12 protein-coding genes and 1 tRNA gene are annotated in these 18,108 nt (G+C 69.8%); 4 read left to right on the top strand and 9 right to left on the bottom strand.

What is annotated here, in order from left to right; all coding sequences use genetic code 11:
* Positions 1 to 6 precede the first annotated feature (6 nt).
* The 3 genes from ACT3UL_RS08270 to ACT3UL_RS08280 are packed head-to-tail and all read left to right on the top strand — an operon-like array spanning position 7 to position 3,124.
* Positions 7 to 1,257 (top strand): ABC transporter substrate-binding protein, encoded by a 1,251-nt coding sequence (locus tag ACT3UL_RS08270; protein ID WP_444577765.1) that lies wholly within the window; start codon positions 7 to 9, stop codon positions 1,255 to 1,257.
* A complete protein-coding gene (locus tag ACT3UL_RS08275) occupies positions 1,254 to 2,234 on the top strand; it encodes a carbohydrate ABC transporter permease (RefSeq protein ID WP_444577767.1) in 981 nt (326 codons plus the stop codon). Before ACT3UL_RS08270 ends, ACT3UL_RS08275 begins: the two co-directional genes overlap by 4 nt.
* A complete protein-coding gene (locus ACT3UL_RS08280; protein WP_444577769.1) occupies positions 2,231 to 3,124 on the top strand; it encodes a carbohydrate ABC transporter permease in 894 nt (297 codons plus the stop codon). Before ACT3UL_RS08275 ends, ACT3UL_RS08280 begins: the two co-directional genes overlap by 4 nt.
* Before the next feature lie 293 nt (positions 3,125 to 3,417).
* On the opposite strand, the gene rho is transcribed toward ACT3UL_RS08280, so the two are convergent.
* The 5 genes from rho to lysA all read right to left on the bottom strand — a co-directional run bounded on the left by rho (position 3,418) and on the right by lysA (position 10,961).
* Positions 3,418 to 5,634 carry a transcription termination factor Rho gene (gene rho / locus ACT3UL_RS08285; RefSeq protein ID WP_444577771.1) on the bottom strand — a complete coding sequence of 739 codons (2,217 nt, stop codon included), beginning with the start codon at positions 5,632 to 5,634 and terminating at the stop codon, positions 3,418 to 3,420.
* A 315-nt stretch (positions 5,635 to 5,949) separates the two neighbouring features.
* The gene (gene thrB / locus ACT3UL_RS08290) at positions 5,950 to 6,864 is read right to left on the bottom strand and encodes a homoserine kinase (RefSeq protein ID WP_444577773.1); all 915 of its coding nucleotides are present in this window, start codon (positions 6,862 to 6,864) and stop codon (positions 5,950 to 5,952) included.
* Positions 6,861 to 7,919: a threonine synthase gene (thrC, locus tag ACT3UL_RS08295; RefSeq protein ID WP_444577775.1), complete on the bottom strand. Its 1,059-nt coding sequence runs from the start codon at positions 7,917 to 7,919 to the stop codon at positions 6,861 to 6,863. The genes thrB and thrC overlap by 4 nt, the downstream gene beginning before the upstream one ends.
* Positions 7,920 to 7,924: 5 nt before the next feature.
* Positions 7,925 to 9,283, bottom strand: coding sequence for a homoserine dehydrogenase (locus tag ACT3UL_RS08300; protein WP_444577777.1), 1,359 nt, complete (start codon positions 9,281 to 9,283; stop codon positions 7,925 to 7,927).
* 265 nt (positions 9,284 to 9,548) lie between these two features.
* A complete protein-coding gene (gene lysA, locus ACT3UL_RS08305; protein WP_444577778.1) occupies positions 9,549 to 10,961 on the bottom strand; it encodes a diaminopimelate decarboxylase in 1,413 nt (470 codons plus the stop codon).
* Positions 10,962 to 11,417: 456 nt separating this feature from the next.
* Here lysA and ACT3UL_RS08310 point away from each other — a divergent pair, with 456 nt between their 5' ends.
* Positions 11,418 to 13,646 carry a bifunctional alpha,alpha-trehalose-phosphate synthase (UDP-forming)/trehalose-phosphatase gene (locus ACT3UL_RS08310; protein WP_444577809.1) on the top strand — a complete coding sequence of 743 codons (2,229 nt, stop codon included), beginning with the start codon at positions 11,418 to 11,420 and terminating at the stop codon, positions 13,644 to 13,646.
* Here ACT3UL_RS08310 and pabB read toward each other — a convergent pair.
* The 4 genes from pabB to ACT3UL_RS08330 all read right to left on the bottom strand — a co-directional run bounded on the left by pabB (position 13,621) and on the right by ACT3UL_RS08330 (position 17,839).
* Positions 13,621 to 15,630, bottom strand: a complete 2,010-nt coding sequence (gene pabB / locus ACT3UL_RS08315) for an aminodeoxychorismate synthase component I (protein WP_444577779.1) — start codon at positions 15,628 to 15,630, stop codon at positions 13,621 to 13,623. The two genes, ACT3UL_RS08310 and pabB, sit on opposite strands and share 26 nt — an antisense overlap.
* A gap of 84 nt (positions 15,631 to 15,714) precedes the next feature.
* Positions 15,715 to 15,787 (bottom strand) — tRNA-Arg (locus ACT3UL_RS08320).
* Between the two features lie 94 nt (positions 15,788 to 15,881).
* Positions 15,882 to 16,940 carry a tRNA (adenosine(37)-N6)-threonylcarbamoyltransferase complex transferase subunit TsaD gene (gene tsaD, locus ACT3UL_RS08325; RefSeq protein ID WP_444577780.1) on the bottom strand — a complete coding sequence of 353 codons (1,059 nt, stop codon included), beginning with the start codon at positions 16,938 to 16,940 and terminating at the stop codon, positions 15,882 to 15,884.
* Positions 16,937 to 17,839: a M23 family metallopeptidase gene (locus tag ACT3UL_RS08330; protein ID WP_444577781.1), complete on the bottom strand. Its 903-nt coding sequence runs from the start codon at positions 17,837 to 17,839 to the stop codon at positions 16,937 to 16,939. Before ACT3UL_RS08330 ends, tsaD begins: the two co-directional genes overlap by 4 nt.
* Between the last annotated feature and the right edge of the window lie 269 nt (positions 17,840 to 18,108).

Consider the following 18,108-nt stretch of genomic DNA (forward strand, 5'->3'; position numbering starts at 1 on the left):
TCCCTGATGCTCGGCGCCGGGCTGCTCCCCCTGGCCCTGGCCAGCTGCGGCTCGGACCCGACGATCTCCGAGGACCCCGACGAACTCGTGCTGTGGTTCTGGGACCGATCAGCCAGTCGAGATCTGCTGGAGCAGGCGAGCCAGGAGATCCCCGGCACCGACCGCCATCTCCGAGCCGATGTGATCGGCACCAGTTTCGACACCAAGCTCCGCACAAGTCTGGCCGGCGACGCTTACATCCCCGACATCACCTACATCAACTCCAACAACGCCCTCTATTTCACCAACGAGGACCTGTTCCTGGATCTGTCCGAGCTCGGCGCGGACTCCGTCAAGGACGACTACTACGAGTGGAAGTGGAACCTCGGAACGACCCCCACCGGCCGCTTTTGCTTCTTCCCCCTGGACATCGGCCCGACGGGCTACTTCTACCGCCAGGACATCTTTGAGGAGGCGGGCCTGCCGAGCACGCCCGCGAATGTTTCGGCGGCGATCACCAGGTGGGAGGATTGGATCGCGCTCGGCGCCGAGCTCAAGGGGGCGGCCGACGCCTTCCTCGTCAACGACGCGCTGAACGTCTTCGAGGAATTCTTGAACGCGAGCCCGGAACGCTTCTTCGACACCGATGACAAGGCCCTCTATCTGCGGCCAGATAGCGCCGTCCGTCAGGCGTGGGACACCTCGGTCGCCGCCATCGAGGCCGGTGTGACGGCCAAGATCCCGCGGGAACGCGACACTGACCGGAATGCTGCCTGGGCCAGCGGCCGCACCGCCGGGAACATCGGGGCGGCCTGGTGGGCCCAGGTCCTCCAGCAGTCCGCTCCCGACACCGCCGGCGCCTGGCGCCTCGCGTCGCAGCCGGTGCGTCCTGGCAACAGCGGCGGCTCCTTCGCCGCGCTTCCCCACACCTGCAAGGACCCGGAGGCCGCACTCGCCTTCATCACCTGGATCAACTCTCCCGAGAACCAGGCCGCCGCCTACCAGGACGAGTCGCTGTTCCCTTCCACACCCGCTTCCTTCGAGGATCTGACCTACTCCGGAGACTTCTACGGGGACCAGGACCCGCTCGCGTTCTTCTCCACCGCTGCGGAATCGGTCCCCTCCTCGTTCATCAGCAACGCGGAGACCTTCATCATGGGCAAGTTCGTCCTCGAGCTCTCGAACGTGGAGACCTCCGGCAAGGACTCCGAGGCCGCCTGGAACGATGCGATCGGCCAGGCGGAGCGCGTCCTCCTCAAGCGAGGAGTCTTCTCGTGAGCACCGCAACCCCGACGCGGCCGCGCGACGCCCTCACCTCCGCGGATCCCACCGCCAAGCGAAAGCGGAAGATCCGGGAGGTGCTGCCGCTCTACCTGGCGATCTCCCCCTTCTACCTGCTGTTCGCCGTCTTCGGTCTATTCCCGATCTTGTTCTCCATCGTCCTGTCCTTCATGGACTGGGATGGAATGGGCGAGATTTCCTTCGTGGGCCTGGCGCAGTACAAGTTCCTACTCACCGACGGCCGCTTCTGGAACTCCGTTGGCAACACCTTCATCATCTGGTTCCTCTCGACCATCCCGATGCTGCTCTTCGCGATGGTCATCGCGTTCCTGCTGCACCAGAACATCCGGTTCACGAAGTTCTACCGAGTGGCCTTCTTCCTGCCCAACGTCACCTCGATGGTGGCGATGGCGATCGTCTTCGGATCGGTCTTCTCCGACACCTTCGGCCTGGTGAACTCCGCACTCACCGCAGTGGGCCTGGACGCCGTGCCGTGGCTGTCGAGCCCCTGGGGTATCAAGATCACGATCGCGGTCATGGTGATCTGGCGATTCACCGGCTACAACGCGATCATCTATCTCGCGGGCCTGCAGTCCATCTCCACAGACCTGTACGACGCCGCGAAGGTCGACGGAGCCAACCTATGGCAGGTCTTCTTCCGGGTGACGGTGCCGATGATGCGCCCCATCATCCTGTTCACGGTGATCACCTCGACCATCGGCGGCCTGAGCCTGTTCACCGAGCCCCAGGTGCTGCTCGGAGATTCCGGCGGCGCCGGCGAGGCGGGCATGACGATCGTGCTCTACCAGTACAACCAGGCGTTCACTCAGTTCGACTTCGGCTATGGCTCGGCGATCGCCTGGGCGCTGTTCCTGATCGCCGCCATCTTCGCGATCATCAATTGGCGCCTGGTCTCCGGACGTGGTGACGACACGGTGCGACGCGCCGTACGGACCAAGGAGGCCCGAGGATGACCGCACTGAAACCGGCCGCACCGAAGAGCACCGCAGATGCACGCCGCCCGAACGCGCACTACGTGGCGCGGGGCCGGCTCGCCGCCGCCGTCACCCACCTGTGCGTGATCATCGACGTGCTGCTGTCGATCTTCCCGTTCTACTGGCTGATCGTGATGTCGACCTCGACCACCGGGGAGATCTTCGGCTACCCGCCGAAGCTCACCGTCGGCAGCAGCTTCGCGGAGAACGTGCGCAGCGTCGTCTCCAGCGTCGACCTGCTGCAGGCACTGGTGAACACGATCATCGTCTCCACGGCCAGCGCCGCCCTGGTGATGTTCTTCGACTCCCTGGCAGCCTTCGCCTTCGCGAAGTTCGACTTCCCGGGCAAGAAACCGTTGTTCATCCTGCTGATCGCCACCATGCTGGTGCCCGGAAGCCTCTCCCTGGTCCCGAGCTTCATCCTGATGTCGGAACTGGGCTGGGTAGGGACGCTGCAGGCGCTGATAGTCCCGGGCGCCGCGAACGCCTTCGGCATCTTCCTGCTGCGGCAGATGGCGGCGGGATCCATCCCCGACGAGCTCGTGGAATCGGCACGGATCGACGGCGCCGGATTCTTCACCACCTACTGGAGGGTGGGTGTGCCTCTTCTCCGCGGAGGACTCGCATTCCTCGGCATCTTCACCTTCATCACCGCATGGAACGACTACGTGTGGCCGTTGATCGTGCTCGTGGATCCGGAGCGCCAGACCCTGCAGACGGCCCTGCAGAACCTCAACTCCCTGTACCTCACCGATTACGGGATGGTGATGGCCGGCGCCCTCATCAGTGTGGTCCCGCTGATCGGCGTGTTCATCATCGGCTCGCGGCACTTCATCGCCAACATCGCCGCCGGCGCAATCAAGGGCTGAGCCGCCGACGACCGACCGATGCACCAGGCTCGGCCCGACCTGGCCCGACACGCTCGCCCATTCCACGAGAACGTGCCATCCACGACACGTTCTCGTGGATTCGGTCGGCGTGTTGCTTACGCAGTGGGCTCACGCTCTCCGGTGGACCGCGCAATCCGGCTCACAATCACCGGTGGACCGCGCAGTCGGCTGCACCCAGCCCGGCTCACGCGGACCGGTGGGCGGGGTCACCACAGCATGACGACGGGGCGCCTCCGCTAGGGAGACGCCCCGTCGTCATGCGAGGTGGTGGATCAGTCGGCGTTGCGACCGTTCACGCTCGGCGTGTTCTTCTGGACCGTCATGAGGAACTCGGTGTTGGACTGGGTCTTCTTGACCCGCTCCATGAGCAGTTCGAGGGCCTGCTGCTGCTCGAGGGACCCCAGGACGCGCCGGAGCTTCCACATGATGGCCAGCTCCTCCTTGCCCATGAGCTCCTCCTCGCGACGGGTGCCGGAGGCGTTGACGTCCACGGCCGGGAAGATGCGCTTGTCCGCGAGGTGGCGGGACAGACGCAGCTCCATGTTGCCTGTGCCCTTGAACTCCTCGAAGATGACCTCGTCCATCTTGGAGCCGGTCTCCACCAGGGCGGAGGCCAGGATCGTCAGCGAACCACCGTGCTCGATGTTGCGCGCCGCACCGAAGAACCGCTTGGGCGGGTAGAGCGCGGAGGCGTCGACACCACCGGAGAGGATGCGGCCCGAGGCCGGCGCGGCGAGGTTGTAGGCGCGCGAGAGACGCGTGAGCGAATCCAGCAGCACGACGACGTCGCGGCCCATCTCCACCAGGCGCTTCGCCCGCTCGATGGCGAGCTCCGCGACGATCGTGTGATCCGAGGCAGGGCGGTCGAAGGTGGAGGCGATGACCTCACCCTTGACCGTCCGCTGCATGTCGGTGACTTCCTCAGGACGCTCGTCGACCAGCACGACCATGAGGTGGACCTCAGGGTTGTTCGTGGTGATGGCATTGGCGATCTGCTGCATGATGATCGTCTTGCCGGCCTTCGGCGGAGCGACGATGAGACCGCGCTGCCCCTTGCCGATGGGCGAGACGAGATCGATCAGGCGAGGAGCGACACCCTTGGGGTCGGTCTCCAGGCGCAGGCGCTCATCCGGGTACAGCGGCGTCAGCTTGCTGAAGTCCACCCGCGAACGTGCCTTGTCCTGGGGCAGACCGTTGACGGTGTCCACCTGGACCAGCGCGGCGTACTTGCTCTGGTTGTTCCCGCCGCCGCCCTTGCCACGACGGTTGCGACCGCCGCCGTGGTGCTGCTGCTGCTCGACCTGCTGATCATCGCCGTCGCGGGGAGCCTTCACCTGACCGGTGATCGCGTCGCCCTTGCGCAGACCGGCGCGCTTGACCTGGTTCATGGTCACGTAGACATCGCTGGCTCCGGGGAGGTAACCAGTGGTGCGCACATAGGCGTTGTTGTCGCGGATGTCGAGGATGCCGGCGACCGTCATCAGCTCCTCGCCGCCACGCGGCTCGGAGTCCTCCTGCTGATCGTTCCTGTTGCCCTGGTTGCCCTGCGAGTTCCGGCCACCCTGGGAGTTCTGGCCGCCCTGGGACTCCTGACCGCCCTGGTCGTTCTGGCCGCGGCCGCGACGCTTGCGATCACGCGAGCGGTTACGGCTGCGCGAACGGCCGCGCCTGTCGTCGTCGTAGTCGTCGCCCTGGTTGCGATCCTCGTCGTTCTCGCCCGAGCGGTCCGGCAGTGCGATGTCCTCGAGGCGGCGACGCTGGTTGCCGCCCTGCTGGTTGCCGCCCTGCTGGTTGCCGCGACGGTCCTGACCGTCGCGTCCGTGCTGCGAGGACCGACCCTCGTCGTCCCGGTCCGAACCGCTGCGACGGGAATCGTCCCGGCGCGATCCCTCGCTGCGGGAACCGTCGCGGTGGTCCTCCTCGCGGCGGGTGTCCTCGCGGCGGGTGTCCTCGCGAGGAGCGTCTTCGCGACGCGTGTCCTCACGGCTGTCGTCGCGGGCGTCGCCCGAGGAGCGCGTCTCCTCGCGGCGGCTGCCACGGCGCCCGCCCTGACGCTCGGGCAGATCGATGCCCAGATCCGGGGCGTTGTCCTCGGCCTGATCACGAGCGGCCGAGCGGGAGCGGGACCGCGACCGCGTGGGTGCCTCGTCCGTCTCGGACCGCGCCGAACGGCCCTGCTCGTCGCCTGCGGAGGCGGTGCGTGCGGAGGCGGTGCGTGCGGACCGCGCCGACGAGCTGTCGCGCTGGGCCGTGCCCTGCGAGTCCTCGGCGGGCGCCACAGGCTCGGTGGCGACGGCCGACGCGCTCGAGGCCGGGGCCTCGGACGCAGCGGCAGGGGCGGTCTGGGAGGATCCGCCCCCACGGATGGCGTCGATGAGCTCGCCCTTGCGGAGGCGCCGTGCGCCCTTGATGCCGAGGCCGGTCGCGATGGACTGCAGCTCGGGAAGCTTCTTCGCCGCGAGATCCGCGTCGGAGGTGGTGTCGTTCACCCGGGTTCCTTCCTGTCGAACCGGACGGAGCCGATTCTGTTCTGGTCTGGTTGCCGCTGCGAGGCAGAAGGACGGGGTCCGGGTGCTTCAGCGGCTCATCCGAGCAAGGTGACGCCATGGTGCAGGGCACCGATGGTCGGCCTGCTGGTGTGCTTCGGGGTGCGTCGGCGTCGGGTGCACGGGCCTGCTCGGCACGGCGTGCGCGGAGCGCAGGTTTCATGCGGGACGCTGCTCAGGGATGCATCGGGACACGGGGCATTGCCGGCAGATACTGCTGCAATGCTCGCCATCGGACGATGCCGCCTGGACGCAGGCTCAACCTACCACAGGGGCGGCAGGCTTCTCCCGCAGCGGGACCTGGGCGATGCGCCACGCGGTCGGATCGGTGACGATCCGGCGCACCAGCGGCGCGACCTCGGACCGTCGACCGTTCAGCACGAGCACGGAGGGCCCGGCTCCCGAGATCACGGCGGGATGGCCCTCCTGCCGCAGCACGCGCATCAGCTCGACGCTCTGGGGCATGCCGGCGGAGCGCTGCTCCTGGTGCAGGCGATCCTCCGTCGCCTCCATGAGCAGCTCGGCGTCCCCGCCGAGCGCGTGGACCAGCAGGCCGGTGCGCGAGGCGTTGAAGACCGCATCGGCGTGGGGCACCTCGGCGGGCAGCAGTCCCCGCGCCTGGTGCGTGGACAGCGTGCTCGAGGGCAGCAGGACCAGGGGGTTCAGCACTCCGGGGGCATGCGTGAGCGGCACGGAACGGGCACGGTCGCCGGACATCCAGGAGAGCACCACGCCGCCGAGCAGCGCTGGGGCGGCGTTGTCGGGGTGGCCCTCGAACTCGGTCGCGAGGTCCAGCACGGTCTCGTCGTCCAGGGCGTCCGGCTCGGACAGCAGTCCGCGCGCGAGCAACAGACCGGCGATCGTCGCCGCGGCGCTGGATCCCAGTCCCCGGCCGTGCGGGATCCGGTTGAGAGTGGCCAGGCGCACCCCGATCTGCGGGGCGCCCGCGTGGTCGAGGCCACGGCGCAGAGCTCGCACGACGAGGTGCTCCTCGCCGGTGGGCACCGATCCCGAGCCCTCGCCCTCGGCGCGGACCTCGATCCCGCCGGTGGTCGCCTCGAGTTCGAGCTCGTCGCACAGCCCGAGCGCGAGCCCGAGGGTGTCGAAACCGGGGCCGAGGTTCGCGGAGGTCGCCGGGACCTGGACGGACACCCGCGTGTTCTGGATCCTCACAGGCCGATGGCCTCCGCGGCGGCGGCGATGTCGACCGGGATCACCGTGGGGGTGAGATCGCGCTGGGAGAGGGCGGTGTCGATGTCCTTGAGCCCGTTGCCGGTCACTGTGATGGCGATCGTCGCGCCGGCGGGGACCAGGCCCCGCTCGGACTGCTGGAGCAGGCCTGCCACGCCTGCGGCGGAGGCCGGCTCGACGAAGATCCCGACCTCCGCGGCCAACAGGCTCTGCGCGTCGAGGATCTGCTGGTCGGAGACGGCGTCGATGAGACCGCCGGAATCGTCACGGGCGGTGACCGCGAGGTCCCAGGAGGCGGGGGCACCGATCCGGATCGCGGTCGCGACGGTCTCGGGGTTGCTGATCGGGCGTCCGGCCACGAAGGGTGCGGCACCGGCGGCCTGGTACCCCCACATCGCGGGGAGCGCCTGGTTGATGCCCGCCTCGTGGTATTCGCGGTAGCCCATCCAGTAGGCGGAGATGTTGCCCGCGTTGCCGACCGGCAGGATGTGGATGTCCGGCGCGCGGCCCAGGGCATCGCTCACCTCGAAGGCGGCGGTCTTCTGTCCCTGCAGGCGGTAGGGGTTCACGGAGTTCACGAGCTCGACGGGATGCTCCGCGTCGAGCTTGCGGGCGATCTCGAGGCAGTCGTCGAAGTTGCCCTGCACCTGGATCAGCTTGGCTCCGTGCACCACGGCCTGCGCGAGCTTCCCGGCGGCGATCTTGCCCTCGGGCAGCAGCACTGCACAGGTCATGCCGGCGGCCGTCGCATAGGCGGCCGCCGAGGCGCTGGTGTTGCCCGTCGACGCGCAGACCACGGCGGTGGCGCCGTCGTTGAGCGCCTTCGACATGGCCGAGACCATGCCGCGGTCCTTGAAGGATCCGGTCGGGTTCTGGCCCTCGACCTTGATGTGGACGTCCGCGCCGACCCGCTTCGACAGCGCCGGTGCGGGCACGAGCGGGGTGCCGCCCTCCCCCAGCGTGAGCAGGGTGTCGGTGTCGGCGAAGGGAAGGTGTTCGCGATATTCGGCGAGGACGCCGCGCCACTGATGTGCCATAGGGGTCATTCTCCTTCGATACGGAGGACGGAATCGATGCTCAGCACCGTCGAGGTCGAGGAGAACACGTCCAGGGACGCGGTCATCGCGGACTCCAGGGCACGGTGCGTGCTGATGCCGATGTGCGCCAGGGCCTGCTCACCCCCGTCGGCCTGCTGGTCGAGGAGCTCCTGATGGATGGTCGAGATGGAGATCCCGTACCCGGACAGGGTGCCGGCGATCTCGGCGAGGACGCCGGGACGGTCCTGCACGGTGAGCGAGATGTAGAAGGCGTTGCGCAGGTCGTCGAGCGGGATCAGGTCCAGCTCGGCATAGCGGGACTCGCGGGGACCCACACCGCCTCGCACGCGCTGGCTGGCGGCGGAGACCACATCGCCGAGGATCGCGGAGGCGGTCGGGGCTCCCCCGGCCCCCTGCCCGTAGAACATGAGCGAGCCGGCGGCGTCCGCCTCGATGAAGACAGCGTTGTACGCCTCGGAGACCGAAGCCAGCGGGTGCCCGTCCGGGATGAGCGCCGGGTACACGCGGGCGGAGATCCGCTCCCCGCTCTCGTCCTGGACCCGTTCGACGATCGAGAGTAGCTTGATGGTGCGCCCCATGCGGGCGGCCGCGGCGATGTCCTGCGCGGAGACGTCGGTGATGCCCTCGCAGTGCACGTCCGACAGGCGCACCCGGGAGTGGAAGGCGAGCGAGGCCAGGATCGAGGCCTTCGCGGCGGCGTCATGGCCCTGCACGTCGGCGGTGGGATCGGCCTCGGCGTATCCGAGCTCCTGCGCCGTGGCGAGGGCCTCCTCGAAGCTCGCGCCGGAGCGGGTCATCGCATCGAGGATGTAGTTGGTGGTCCCGTTGACGATGCCCAGCACACGCTGGATGCGGTCGCCGGCCAGGGATTCGCGCACCGGGCGCACCAGCGGGATGGCTCCTGCGACGGCGGCCTCGAAGTACAGGTCCACCCCGTGGGTGTCGGCGGCCTCGTAGAGGGAGGCACCGTCCTGGGCCAGGAGCGCCTTGTTGGCGGTGACGACGCTCGCGCCGTGGGACATGGCCTCCAGCAGCAGGCTGCGGGCCGGCTCGATCCCGCCCATGACCTCGATGACGAGATCCGCATCGCGCACGAGGGCGGAGGCGTCGGTGGTGAGCAGATCTGCGGGGACGTGCTCGCCGCGGTCGCGCGTCGTGTCGCGCACGGCGACGCCGACCACGTCCAGTCGCGCACCGATGCGGTGGGCGAGGTCCTTCCCCTGCTGGGAGATCAGACGCAGCACCTCGGTGCCGACGGTGCCGGCTCCGAGCACGGCGACGCGGAGCGCGGGGAGCTCCGACGGGGCCGAGGGCCGGGAGCTGCTGGGCGATGACTGTGACATGTGCGAGGTGGTCCTTCCACATGGTCCGACGGGGTGGCCGGGCGGGCTCTCGAACTGTATCCGAGGGCGCGTCGGTTCCGTGACCGAGCATGAACGCAGATGACCGACGTGCGGGACGACGGATGGACGGTGCGGGAACAGGTCCCGCGGGGCCGGGCCGCGCGGGACCTGCCCGGGAACGAGGGGGCAGGGCGGCGAGGACGCCCTGCACGCGAGGAGCACCCGACGCGCGAGGGACGCTTCCGCCGTGCAGCCCCCGCACGGATCACCCCACGTCGAGGCCGAGGAGGTCCTCCTCCGTCTCGCGACGGATCAGGGTGCGGATCTCTCCGCCACGGACGGCGACGACGGGAGGCCGCGGGACGTGGTTGTAGTTCGACGCCAGGGAGTAGCAGTAGGCACCGGTGACCGGCACCGAGATCAGGTCCCCGCGCTGCACGTCCGAGGGCAGGTACTCGTCCTTGACCACGATGTCCCCGCTCTCGCAGTGCTTGCCGACCACACGCACCACCTCGGGGGCCTCGTCGGAGACGCGGCCGGTCAGCAGGCACGAGTAGTCGGCGTCGTACAGCGCGGTGCGCACGTTGTCGCTCATGCCGCCGTCGACCGAGACGTAGACCCGGTGGTGGGGGCCGCCGAGACGGACATCCTTGACGGTGCCGACCGAGTACAGGGTCTGGGTGGAGGGCCCCGCGATCGCGCGGCCCGGCTCGAAGGACACGTGCGGCACGTCGAGCTCGAGCTCGTGGCACTGCTTCTCCACGATCCCGGCGATGCCGACCGCGAGGGCCGTAGGGGTCGCCGGGGTGTGCTGGGTGTTGTACATGACGCCGAAGCCGCCACCGAGGTCGAGCTGGTCGATGGTGTGGCCGAGCTCGTTCCTGACCTGAGCGACCAGATCCAGCACACGACGCGCCGCCACCTCGAAGCCGCCCGTGTCGAAGATCTGCGAGCCGATGTGGGAGTGGAGCCCCAGGAGGTCGAGGTGCTCCGTCTCGAGGGTGCGGCGCACGCCCTCGAAGGCGGCGCCGCCGGTGAGCGAGAGACCGAACTTCTGATCCTCATGGGCGGTCGCGATGAACTCATGGGTGTGGGCCTCGACGCCCGTGGTCACCCGGAGCATCACCGAGGCGCGCACCCCCAGCTCGGCGGCGACCGCGGCGACCTGGTCGATCTCGTCCAGGGAGTCGATCACGATACGGCCGACGCCGGCGTCGAGAGCGCGACGCAGCTCGGCGACGGACTTGTTGTTGCCGTGCAGGGCGATGCGCTCCCCCGGGAACCCGGCGCGCAGCGCGACGGCGAGCTCGCCGCCGGTGCACACGTCCAGGCCGAGCCCGTCCTCCTGGACCCAGCGCGCGACGGCTCCGCACAGGAAGGCCTTGCCCGCGTAGTACACGTCGGCTCCGGCATGGGGCGCGAAGGCCTCGGCGAAGGCATTGCGGAACTCGCGGGCGCGGCCGCGGAAGTCGTCCTCGTCGAGGACGAAGGCCGGGGTCCCGACCTCCTCGGCGATGCGCCGCACGTCCACACCTCCCACCTCGACCGCACCCTCGGAGTTGCGTCGGGTGGTCGCGGACCACAGCCCGTCGATGAGCACGTTGACGTCGGTGGGGTACGGGAGCCACGTGGGGGCGGCGTCGTTGCCGTGAAGGGCTCCGGCCTCATGGGCGCGCATGTCTGCTCCTGGGGTGGTGCGGAGGTGAGTGGTGCGGGGATCCGGTCGGCGCCGGTGACGCCGGACAGGATCGTGCTGCGGGTCGACCTTAGACGGGGCTGCGCCCCGCGCGGCGCCGTGTCCGTCGTACGGTCGCCCCGCACCCTGGCGGCCGCACGACGGTCCATCCGGTCGGGGGCCATCTGCACTGGTCAGCACTGCTGGTCATGGCGCCTTCTCTCCCGGCACAGGCACAGCAGGTGAGCGAACGCACTTGGTACTCTCGGAGCACGAGCTCGAGAGTTGCCGCGGTGTCCTGCCCCGGCCCGATCCCGTCGCTGCGCCGCACAGCTCTCGTCGCCCGCCCCACCCGACCGTCGTCAAGGAGTTCTCGTGCCCGGTCCTGCGTCCCCTTCTCCGTCGAGTCCTGCGTCCGATCCTGCAGACTGGTCTGCGGCCGAGGGCCACGACCTCGTCGTGGTCGCCAACCGCCTGCCCGTCGACTCCCGCACCCTGCCCGACGGCGCGACCGAATGGGTCACGAGCCCCGGCGGCCTCGTCACCGCGATGGAGTCGGTGATGCGCACGGTCGACTCCGGCGCCTGGGTGGGCTGGGGCGGATCCCCCGGCGAGGCGCCCGAGCCCTTCGAGGCCGACGGCATGAGCCTGTATCCCGTCCGTCTCGATCAGGAGGACGTCGAGCGGTACTACGAGGGCTTCTCCAACGCCACGCTGTGGCCTCTCTATCACGACGTCATCGTCGACCCCGAGTTCCACCGCACGTGGTGGGACTCGTACGTGACGGCGAACCGTCGCTTCGCCCGCGCCGCAGGAGCGGTGGCGAGCAAGGGCGGCACGATCTGGGTCCACGACTACCAGCTGCAGCTGGTGCCGCGAATGATCCGCGATGACCGCACCGACGTGCGGATCGGCTTCTTCAACCACATCCCCTTCCCCTCGGTCGAGCTGTTCTCCCAGCTGCCCAAGCGCAATCAGATGCTGCGAGGCCTGCTCGGCTCGGACCTCGTCGGTTTCCAGCGCGAGAGCGATGCGCAGAACTTCCTGGGCGCCGTGCGCAAGCTGCTGGGCTACCAGGTCGACGGACAGGTCATCTCGGTTCCCGGTGTGGGTGCCGCCCCGGTGCGCGAGGTGCTCGTGCAGACCTTCCCGATCTCGATCGACTCCGAGGCCGTCTCCGCGCTCACCGAGGACACGGAGGTGCGGGAGCGCGCCGCGCAGCTGCGTCGGGATCTCGGCGATCCGCACAAGATCGTCCTCGGGGTGGACCGTCTGGATTACACCAAGGGCATCCGCCATCGCCTCAAGGCCTGGGGCGAGCTGCTCAACGACGGCTCGATCGACCCGCACGACACGGTGATGATCCAGGTCGCGACCCCGTCCCGTGAGCGCGTCGAGGCCTACCGCCAGCTGCGTGACGAGGTCGAGCTGACGGTGGGCCGCATCAACGGCGACCACGCCCCGATCGGTCGTCCGGCGGTCTCCTATCAGCATCGCTCCTTCGACCGTCGCGATATGACCGCCCTGTTCATGGCGGCCGACGTGGTGCTCGTGACCGCTCTGCGTGATGGCATGAACCTGGTGGCCAAGGAGTACGTGGCCTCCCGGCCCGACCTGCGCGGGGTGCTCGTGCTCAGCGAGTTCGCCGGCGCCGCGGACGAGCTGCGTGCGGCCGTCATGGTCAATCCCCACGACATCGACGAGCTGAAGTCCGCGATCCTGCGCGCGCTCGCCATGCCCGAGGAGGAGCAGGAGGAGGCGATGCGCTCCCTGCGCCATCAGGTGATGGAGAACGACGTCCAGGCCTGGGCGCACGATTTCCTGCAGCATCTGGAGCAGTCGGGCGATCCTGCCCACGGAACGCGACCCACGGTGCGGCTGGCCGGAGGCGACTCCACGGACCCCGAGGCCCTCGATCGAGCTCTCGAGGACTTCTCGGATGTGCCGAGGATCCTCATCGCCTCGGACTTCGACGGCGTGCTGGCCCCGATCGTCTCCGACCGCGACGCCGTCGAACCCGATCCGAAGGCGCTGTCGACCCTCCGTGCGCTCTCCGAGCTCCCAGGGGTCGCGGTCGCCCTGGTCTCGGGCCGGGCCCTGGAGGATCTCGACTCCCACACCGGGATGCCGAGCTCCGTGGTGCTGGTGGGATCCCACGGCGCCGAGGTCGGGGCGCTCCCGCCGTGGATGCAGTCCGAGGTGCTCGATTCGGCCGCGCTGTCGATGACTCCCGAGAAGGAGGACCTGCTGCGGTCCATCACGGAGAACCTGCGACGCATCGCCCGCGCGCACCCGGGCGTCGAGGTCGAGACCAAGCCGTCGGCCGCCGTGCTGCACACGCGCAATGCCAAGGGCCGCGGGTCGATCAACGCGACCGAGTCCGCGCTCGAGTACGCGGTCACCCTGCCGGATGTCACGGTCACCCCGGGCAAGGAGGTCGTCGAATTCTCGGTGGTCCACACCTCCAAGGGCGCGGCGATCGACGCCCTCGCGCGGGCGAGCGCGGCCGATGCCTGGCTCTACCTGGGTGATGACGTCACCGACGAGTCCGTCTTCGCCCAGCTGGGCGACCGGGACGTCGGCATCAAGGTCGGTGACGGTGACACCGCCGCCGGCTACCGCATCTCCGGACCCGACCAGGTCGGGGCGGCGCTGAAGCGCCTCAACGACCTGCGCCGGGAGAGCTGAGCACCGCGGGTCGCCATCCGCGCGCCGAGCTGAGCAGGGCGATCCGGGAAGCGGCCCGCAGCTCGACGACGGTGATCTCGCGCTCGAGGATCTGCCCGGCCTCGAGCGCGAGGCGCCGTCCGACACCTGCGAGGCAGCCGTCCTCGAGCGGCGGGGTGCACCAGCGAGAGTCGATCTCCACGAGCAGGGTCGCGATCGTCGTCTCCGTGACGCGGCCGTCGCGGCCCCGCAGGATCACGTCGTCCGCAGCGGTCGTGCCCACGGCGCACCTGTCGCCAGCACCCGGATCTCCCGCGTCCCCCGCACTCGGGAATCCGGCGCTGCTGTCCCGGGCTCGGGCGAGGGCCGCCGCGAGATGGGCCCGGTCCGTCGTCTTGTGCCGCACGGCCGGGGCGTCAGGGTCCTGGAGCACGTCGTCCAGGGCGAGGACCACGGGCGTGCGGTCACGGGCCGGGAGGGCGCGGTCGCTGAGCACGATCTCGCCGTCCTGACCGAGGGCCAGGCGCAGGATCACGTCGCTCCCGCTCGCCCCGAGCGCCCGCGCCCGGACGCCCACCGCCTCGCGCACCTGATCCCGATCGCACGCGATGGCGAAGGCGCTCGCGGAGGCCTCGAGTCGGTCCAGGTGCTCCTCGAGGTGCCGGGGCAGCCCGTCGACCACGGCCAGCGTCTCGAGCAGGGCGAACGGCGCGGTGTCCCGGTCCGGCTCCGCGGCCACGGCTCGATGGGAGCCCAGCAGATCCAGCACTCGCGTCTTCATCCCGAGCTCGGCATGCTCCGCGGCCGCCTCGGAGGGCCACGTGATGCCGCTGCCCACCCCGTACACGGCGGATCCGTCGGACCGGTCGACGACGAGGGTGCGGATCGCGACGCTGAACGAGGAGCTCGCCGGCACCGGACCGTCCGCGGCGTCCCGGGCCGGGGCCATCCACCCGATCGCCCCGCAGTACATGCCCCGCGGACTGCTCTCCAGGTCACGGATCAGCGCCATGGTCGAGGCCTTGGGGGTGCCCGTGATGGAGCCGCACGGGAACATCGCGGCCATCGTCTCCTCCAGACCGATGACCGGGTCCACTCTCGCCGTGATGGTGCTGGTCATCTGCCACACGGTCGGGTACCTCTCCACGTCGAGCAGGGAGGGCACGGCGACACCGCCCGGCCGTGCCAGACGGGAGAGGTCGTTGCGCAGGAGGTCCACGATCATGACGTTCTCGGCGCGCTCCTTGGCGCTGTGCAGCAGAGAGGCGCGCGAGGCGGCATCGGCGGCCGGGCTCCCGTGCCGGGCGGCAGTGCCCTTCATCGGAGCCGTCGTGAGCAGGTCGCCGCTGCGGGACAGGAACAGCTCGGGGCTCGCGCTGAGGATCGCGCTGCCGCCGAGGTCGAGGTAGGCGCCGTGGGCGGTCCCCTGCGCGACGACGAGGTCCAGGTAGCACGAGAGCAGGTCGCCGGTGACCGTGCCGCGTCGGCGGGTGGTGAGGTTCGTCTGGTAGGTATCCCCCGCGGCGATCGCGTCGTGCACGCGGGCGATCCTCCCCGCGTGGGCCTCGGGGCTCCACTCGTCGTGCCACGGTCCGATCTCGTAGCCGCCCCGTGAGGCCGGCGACGGCGGCCGGCCGCCGGGTGCACCGGGATCGTCAGAACTATCGCTCCTCGCAGGACGGTCAGGACCATCAGGGCTGTCCGGAGCATCAGGGCTGTCAGGAGCATCAGGGCTGTCCGGAGCGTCCGCGATGCCGAACCACAGCAGCGGCAGGTCGTCGGCGGGCGCTTGGTCGGGCAGTGCAGGATCGAGCCCCGGGGCGGCCTCGTAGGTGATCATGCCGACCGCCCAGCTGCCCGCGTCGACCCTGGCCTGCACCGCGGCCAGGGCGGGCCGGACCTCGCTGAGGGTGCGGGCCGTGATCTGTTCCCGGAACACGGAGAACTGCCGCGTGGTGCCGCCCGGGACATCGTCGAAGCGGACGAACGGGCTGTGCACGGGCATTCCGCCCTCCTGCCGGTGATGGAGCCGGAACGACGACGTCCCCGGTCAGGGGCCACAAGGGCCGCTGACCGGGGACGTCCGACGTGCCCGCGACAGGATTCGAACCTACGACCTTCTGCTCCGGAGGCAGACGCTCTATCCACTGAGCTACGCGGGCCGACCGTACGAGTCTAGCAAGTCCTCGGGGCCCGACGGGACACTGCGGCGGCTGGTGGGCCGAGGTGTGAGGCGGACCTCACCTCAGGAAGCACTCACCTCGGCAGCGGCAGCTGAGCCCCATGCAGGACCGCTGAGGGATCCGCGGCGATCCGCAGTCCGCTGGGATCTGCCCCGCTGCGCACGAGGAGATCCCCGACGGCAGCGATCATGGCGCCGTTGTCCGTGCACAGCGCGGGCGGCGGGATCCGCAGCTCGATGCCGTCGGCATCGCAGCGCTCCTGCGCCACGGCACGGAGACGCGCGTTGGCCGCGACGCCGCCGACGATGACCAGGGTGCCCAGGTTGCGCTCACGCACGGCCCGCAGCGCCTTGGTGACCAGCACGTCCACGACGGCCTGCTCGAAGGAGGCGGCGATATCGGCGACGGGGACCAGTTCGCCGGCGCGTTCGATCCGCTCCACCGTGCGGGCGACCGCAGTCTTCAGCCCGGAGAAGGAGAAGACGAACGGGGCATCTCCCGGCCGCAGCATCGCCCGGGGGAACCTGAAGGCGGCCGGGTCGCCGCCGGCCGCTGCCCGGGAGATCGCCGGTCCGCCGGGGTATCCGAGGCCCAGCAGGCGGGCGACCTTGTCGAAGGCCTCCCCCGCGGCGTCGTCCAGGGTGTCCCCGAGATGCTCGATGGGATCGCGCACGAGGTCCCCGACCGCCAGGATCGAGGTATGGCCGCCGGAGACGATCAGCACGATGCTGCGCTCGGGGAGCGGGCCGTGCTCGAGGGTGTCCGCGGCGGCGTGGCCGGCGAGGTGGTGGACGCCGTACAGCGGCTTGTCCAACGACCAGGCGACCGCCTTCGCCGCGGCGAGGCCGACGTGGACCGCGGTGGCGAGCCCCGGGCCGGAGGTGACGGCGACGTGGGTGATGTCGGCCAGCTCGACCCCGGCATCCTCGAGGGCGAGATGCAATGTGGGGACCGCGGCGTCGAGATGGGCGCGGGCCGCGATCTCGGGGACGACTCCCCCGAAATCTGCGTGCTGAGCCGCGCTGGACGCCAATCCCTGTCCGAGCAGGACTCCCTCGGAGACGAGCCCGAACCCGGTCTCGTCACACGAGGACTCCACCCCGAGGACCAGGGGCGCCCCGGAACGGATCACCGCAGGATCGACATCGGGTTGGAGTAGTTGCCCGCCTCGTCCATCTTCGCGAAGTGCAGATGGCAGCCGGTGGAGCGGCCGGTCGACCCGACGTAGCCGACGGTGTCGCCCTGCTGGACGGTGGCGCCGACCGAGGTGTTGAAGCCCTGCAGGTGGTAGTAGCCGGTCACGACGCCGTTGCCGTGGTCGACCTTGACCCGGTTGCCGGAGGCGTTGTTGTACTCGACGGCCACGACCTTGCCGGCCTTGGCCGCCTTCACAGGAGTGCCGCACGAGGCACCGAAATCGACGCCGTTATGGCCCTTGAAGTAGCCGAGGACGGGGTGCATGCGCCCGCCGAAGCCGGAGGTGATCGGGGCGTTCACCGGATTGATGTAGCCACCGTTGCTCGCCGGTGCCGCGGCACCGTCGGCCTCGGCCGAGGCGTCCGCGGGTGCGGCCTCCGCCTCGACGGTCGGCTCGGGAGCCGGCGCTGCGACCTCGATGCCGGTGCTGCCTGCGGCCTCGGCCTTCGCGGCGTCGGCAGCCTTCTCGCTCTTCGCGGGAGAGGTGCGATCCGTGCTGCGCGTGGAGTCGGAGTCGTCGTCGCGGGTCTCGAGTCCGGCCGTTCCGACGCTCGCGGAGAGGTCTGCGGTGGGCAGGGAGACGGGTGCTGCGGGGACCTCCGCGGGCTGGGCGACCGACTGGGGCGCCTGCGCCGCAGCGGTCTCGCCGGTGGCGGCGGTCTCGTCGATGCCGGCAGCAGCAGCGGCCAGGGGCGCAGCGATCGTGGCGGTGGCGAGGACGCCGAGCACGCCCGCCTTCACCGCACTGGCGGGAAGGGCGGCGTCACGGTGGGTGCCCCCGATCGCTCGGAGCTTGCGCACCGAGGCGCGTCCATCGGCGCGGTGATTCGCCACGTGAAGACCTGCTTCCAGTTCGACTGCGTATTCCGGTTCGTACGTCTGTCCGAGCGCGACGCCGGACAGGGGAAGGACGCGTCGCCGAACAACCTCGAATAACCTACGACCCCGTCACCCCAAAGGACCAGCAGGTCACCCGTGACATTGCCAAGTTTTTGCCCGAATGCCCCAAAGGTTGCCCGGTCTTGACGGGAGCGCGTCCGCAGAGTGTGCCTCGCCACCTGTGGATGCGACCAGAAGGCGTCCTCGGTCACGTCTGCGAGGGC

It is taken from the genome of Brachybacterium sp. 107, assembly GCF_052379725.1.
Lineage (GTDB): Bacteria > Actinomycetota > Actinomycetes > Actinomycetales > Dermabacteraceae > Brachybacterium.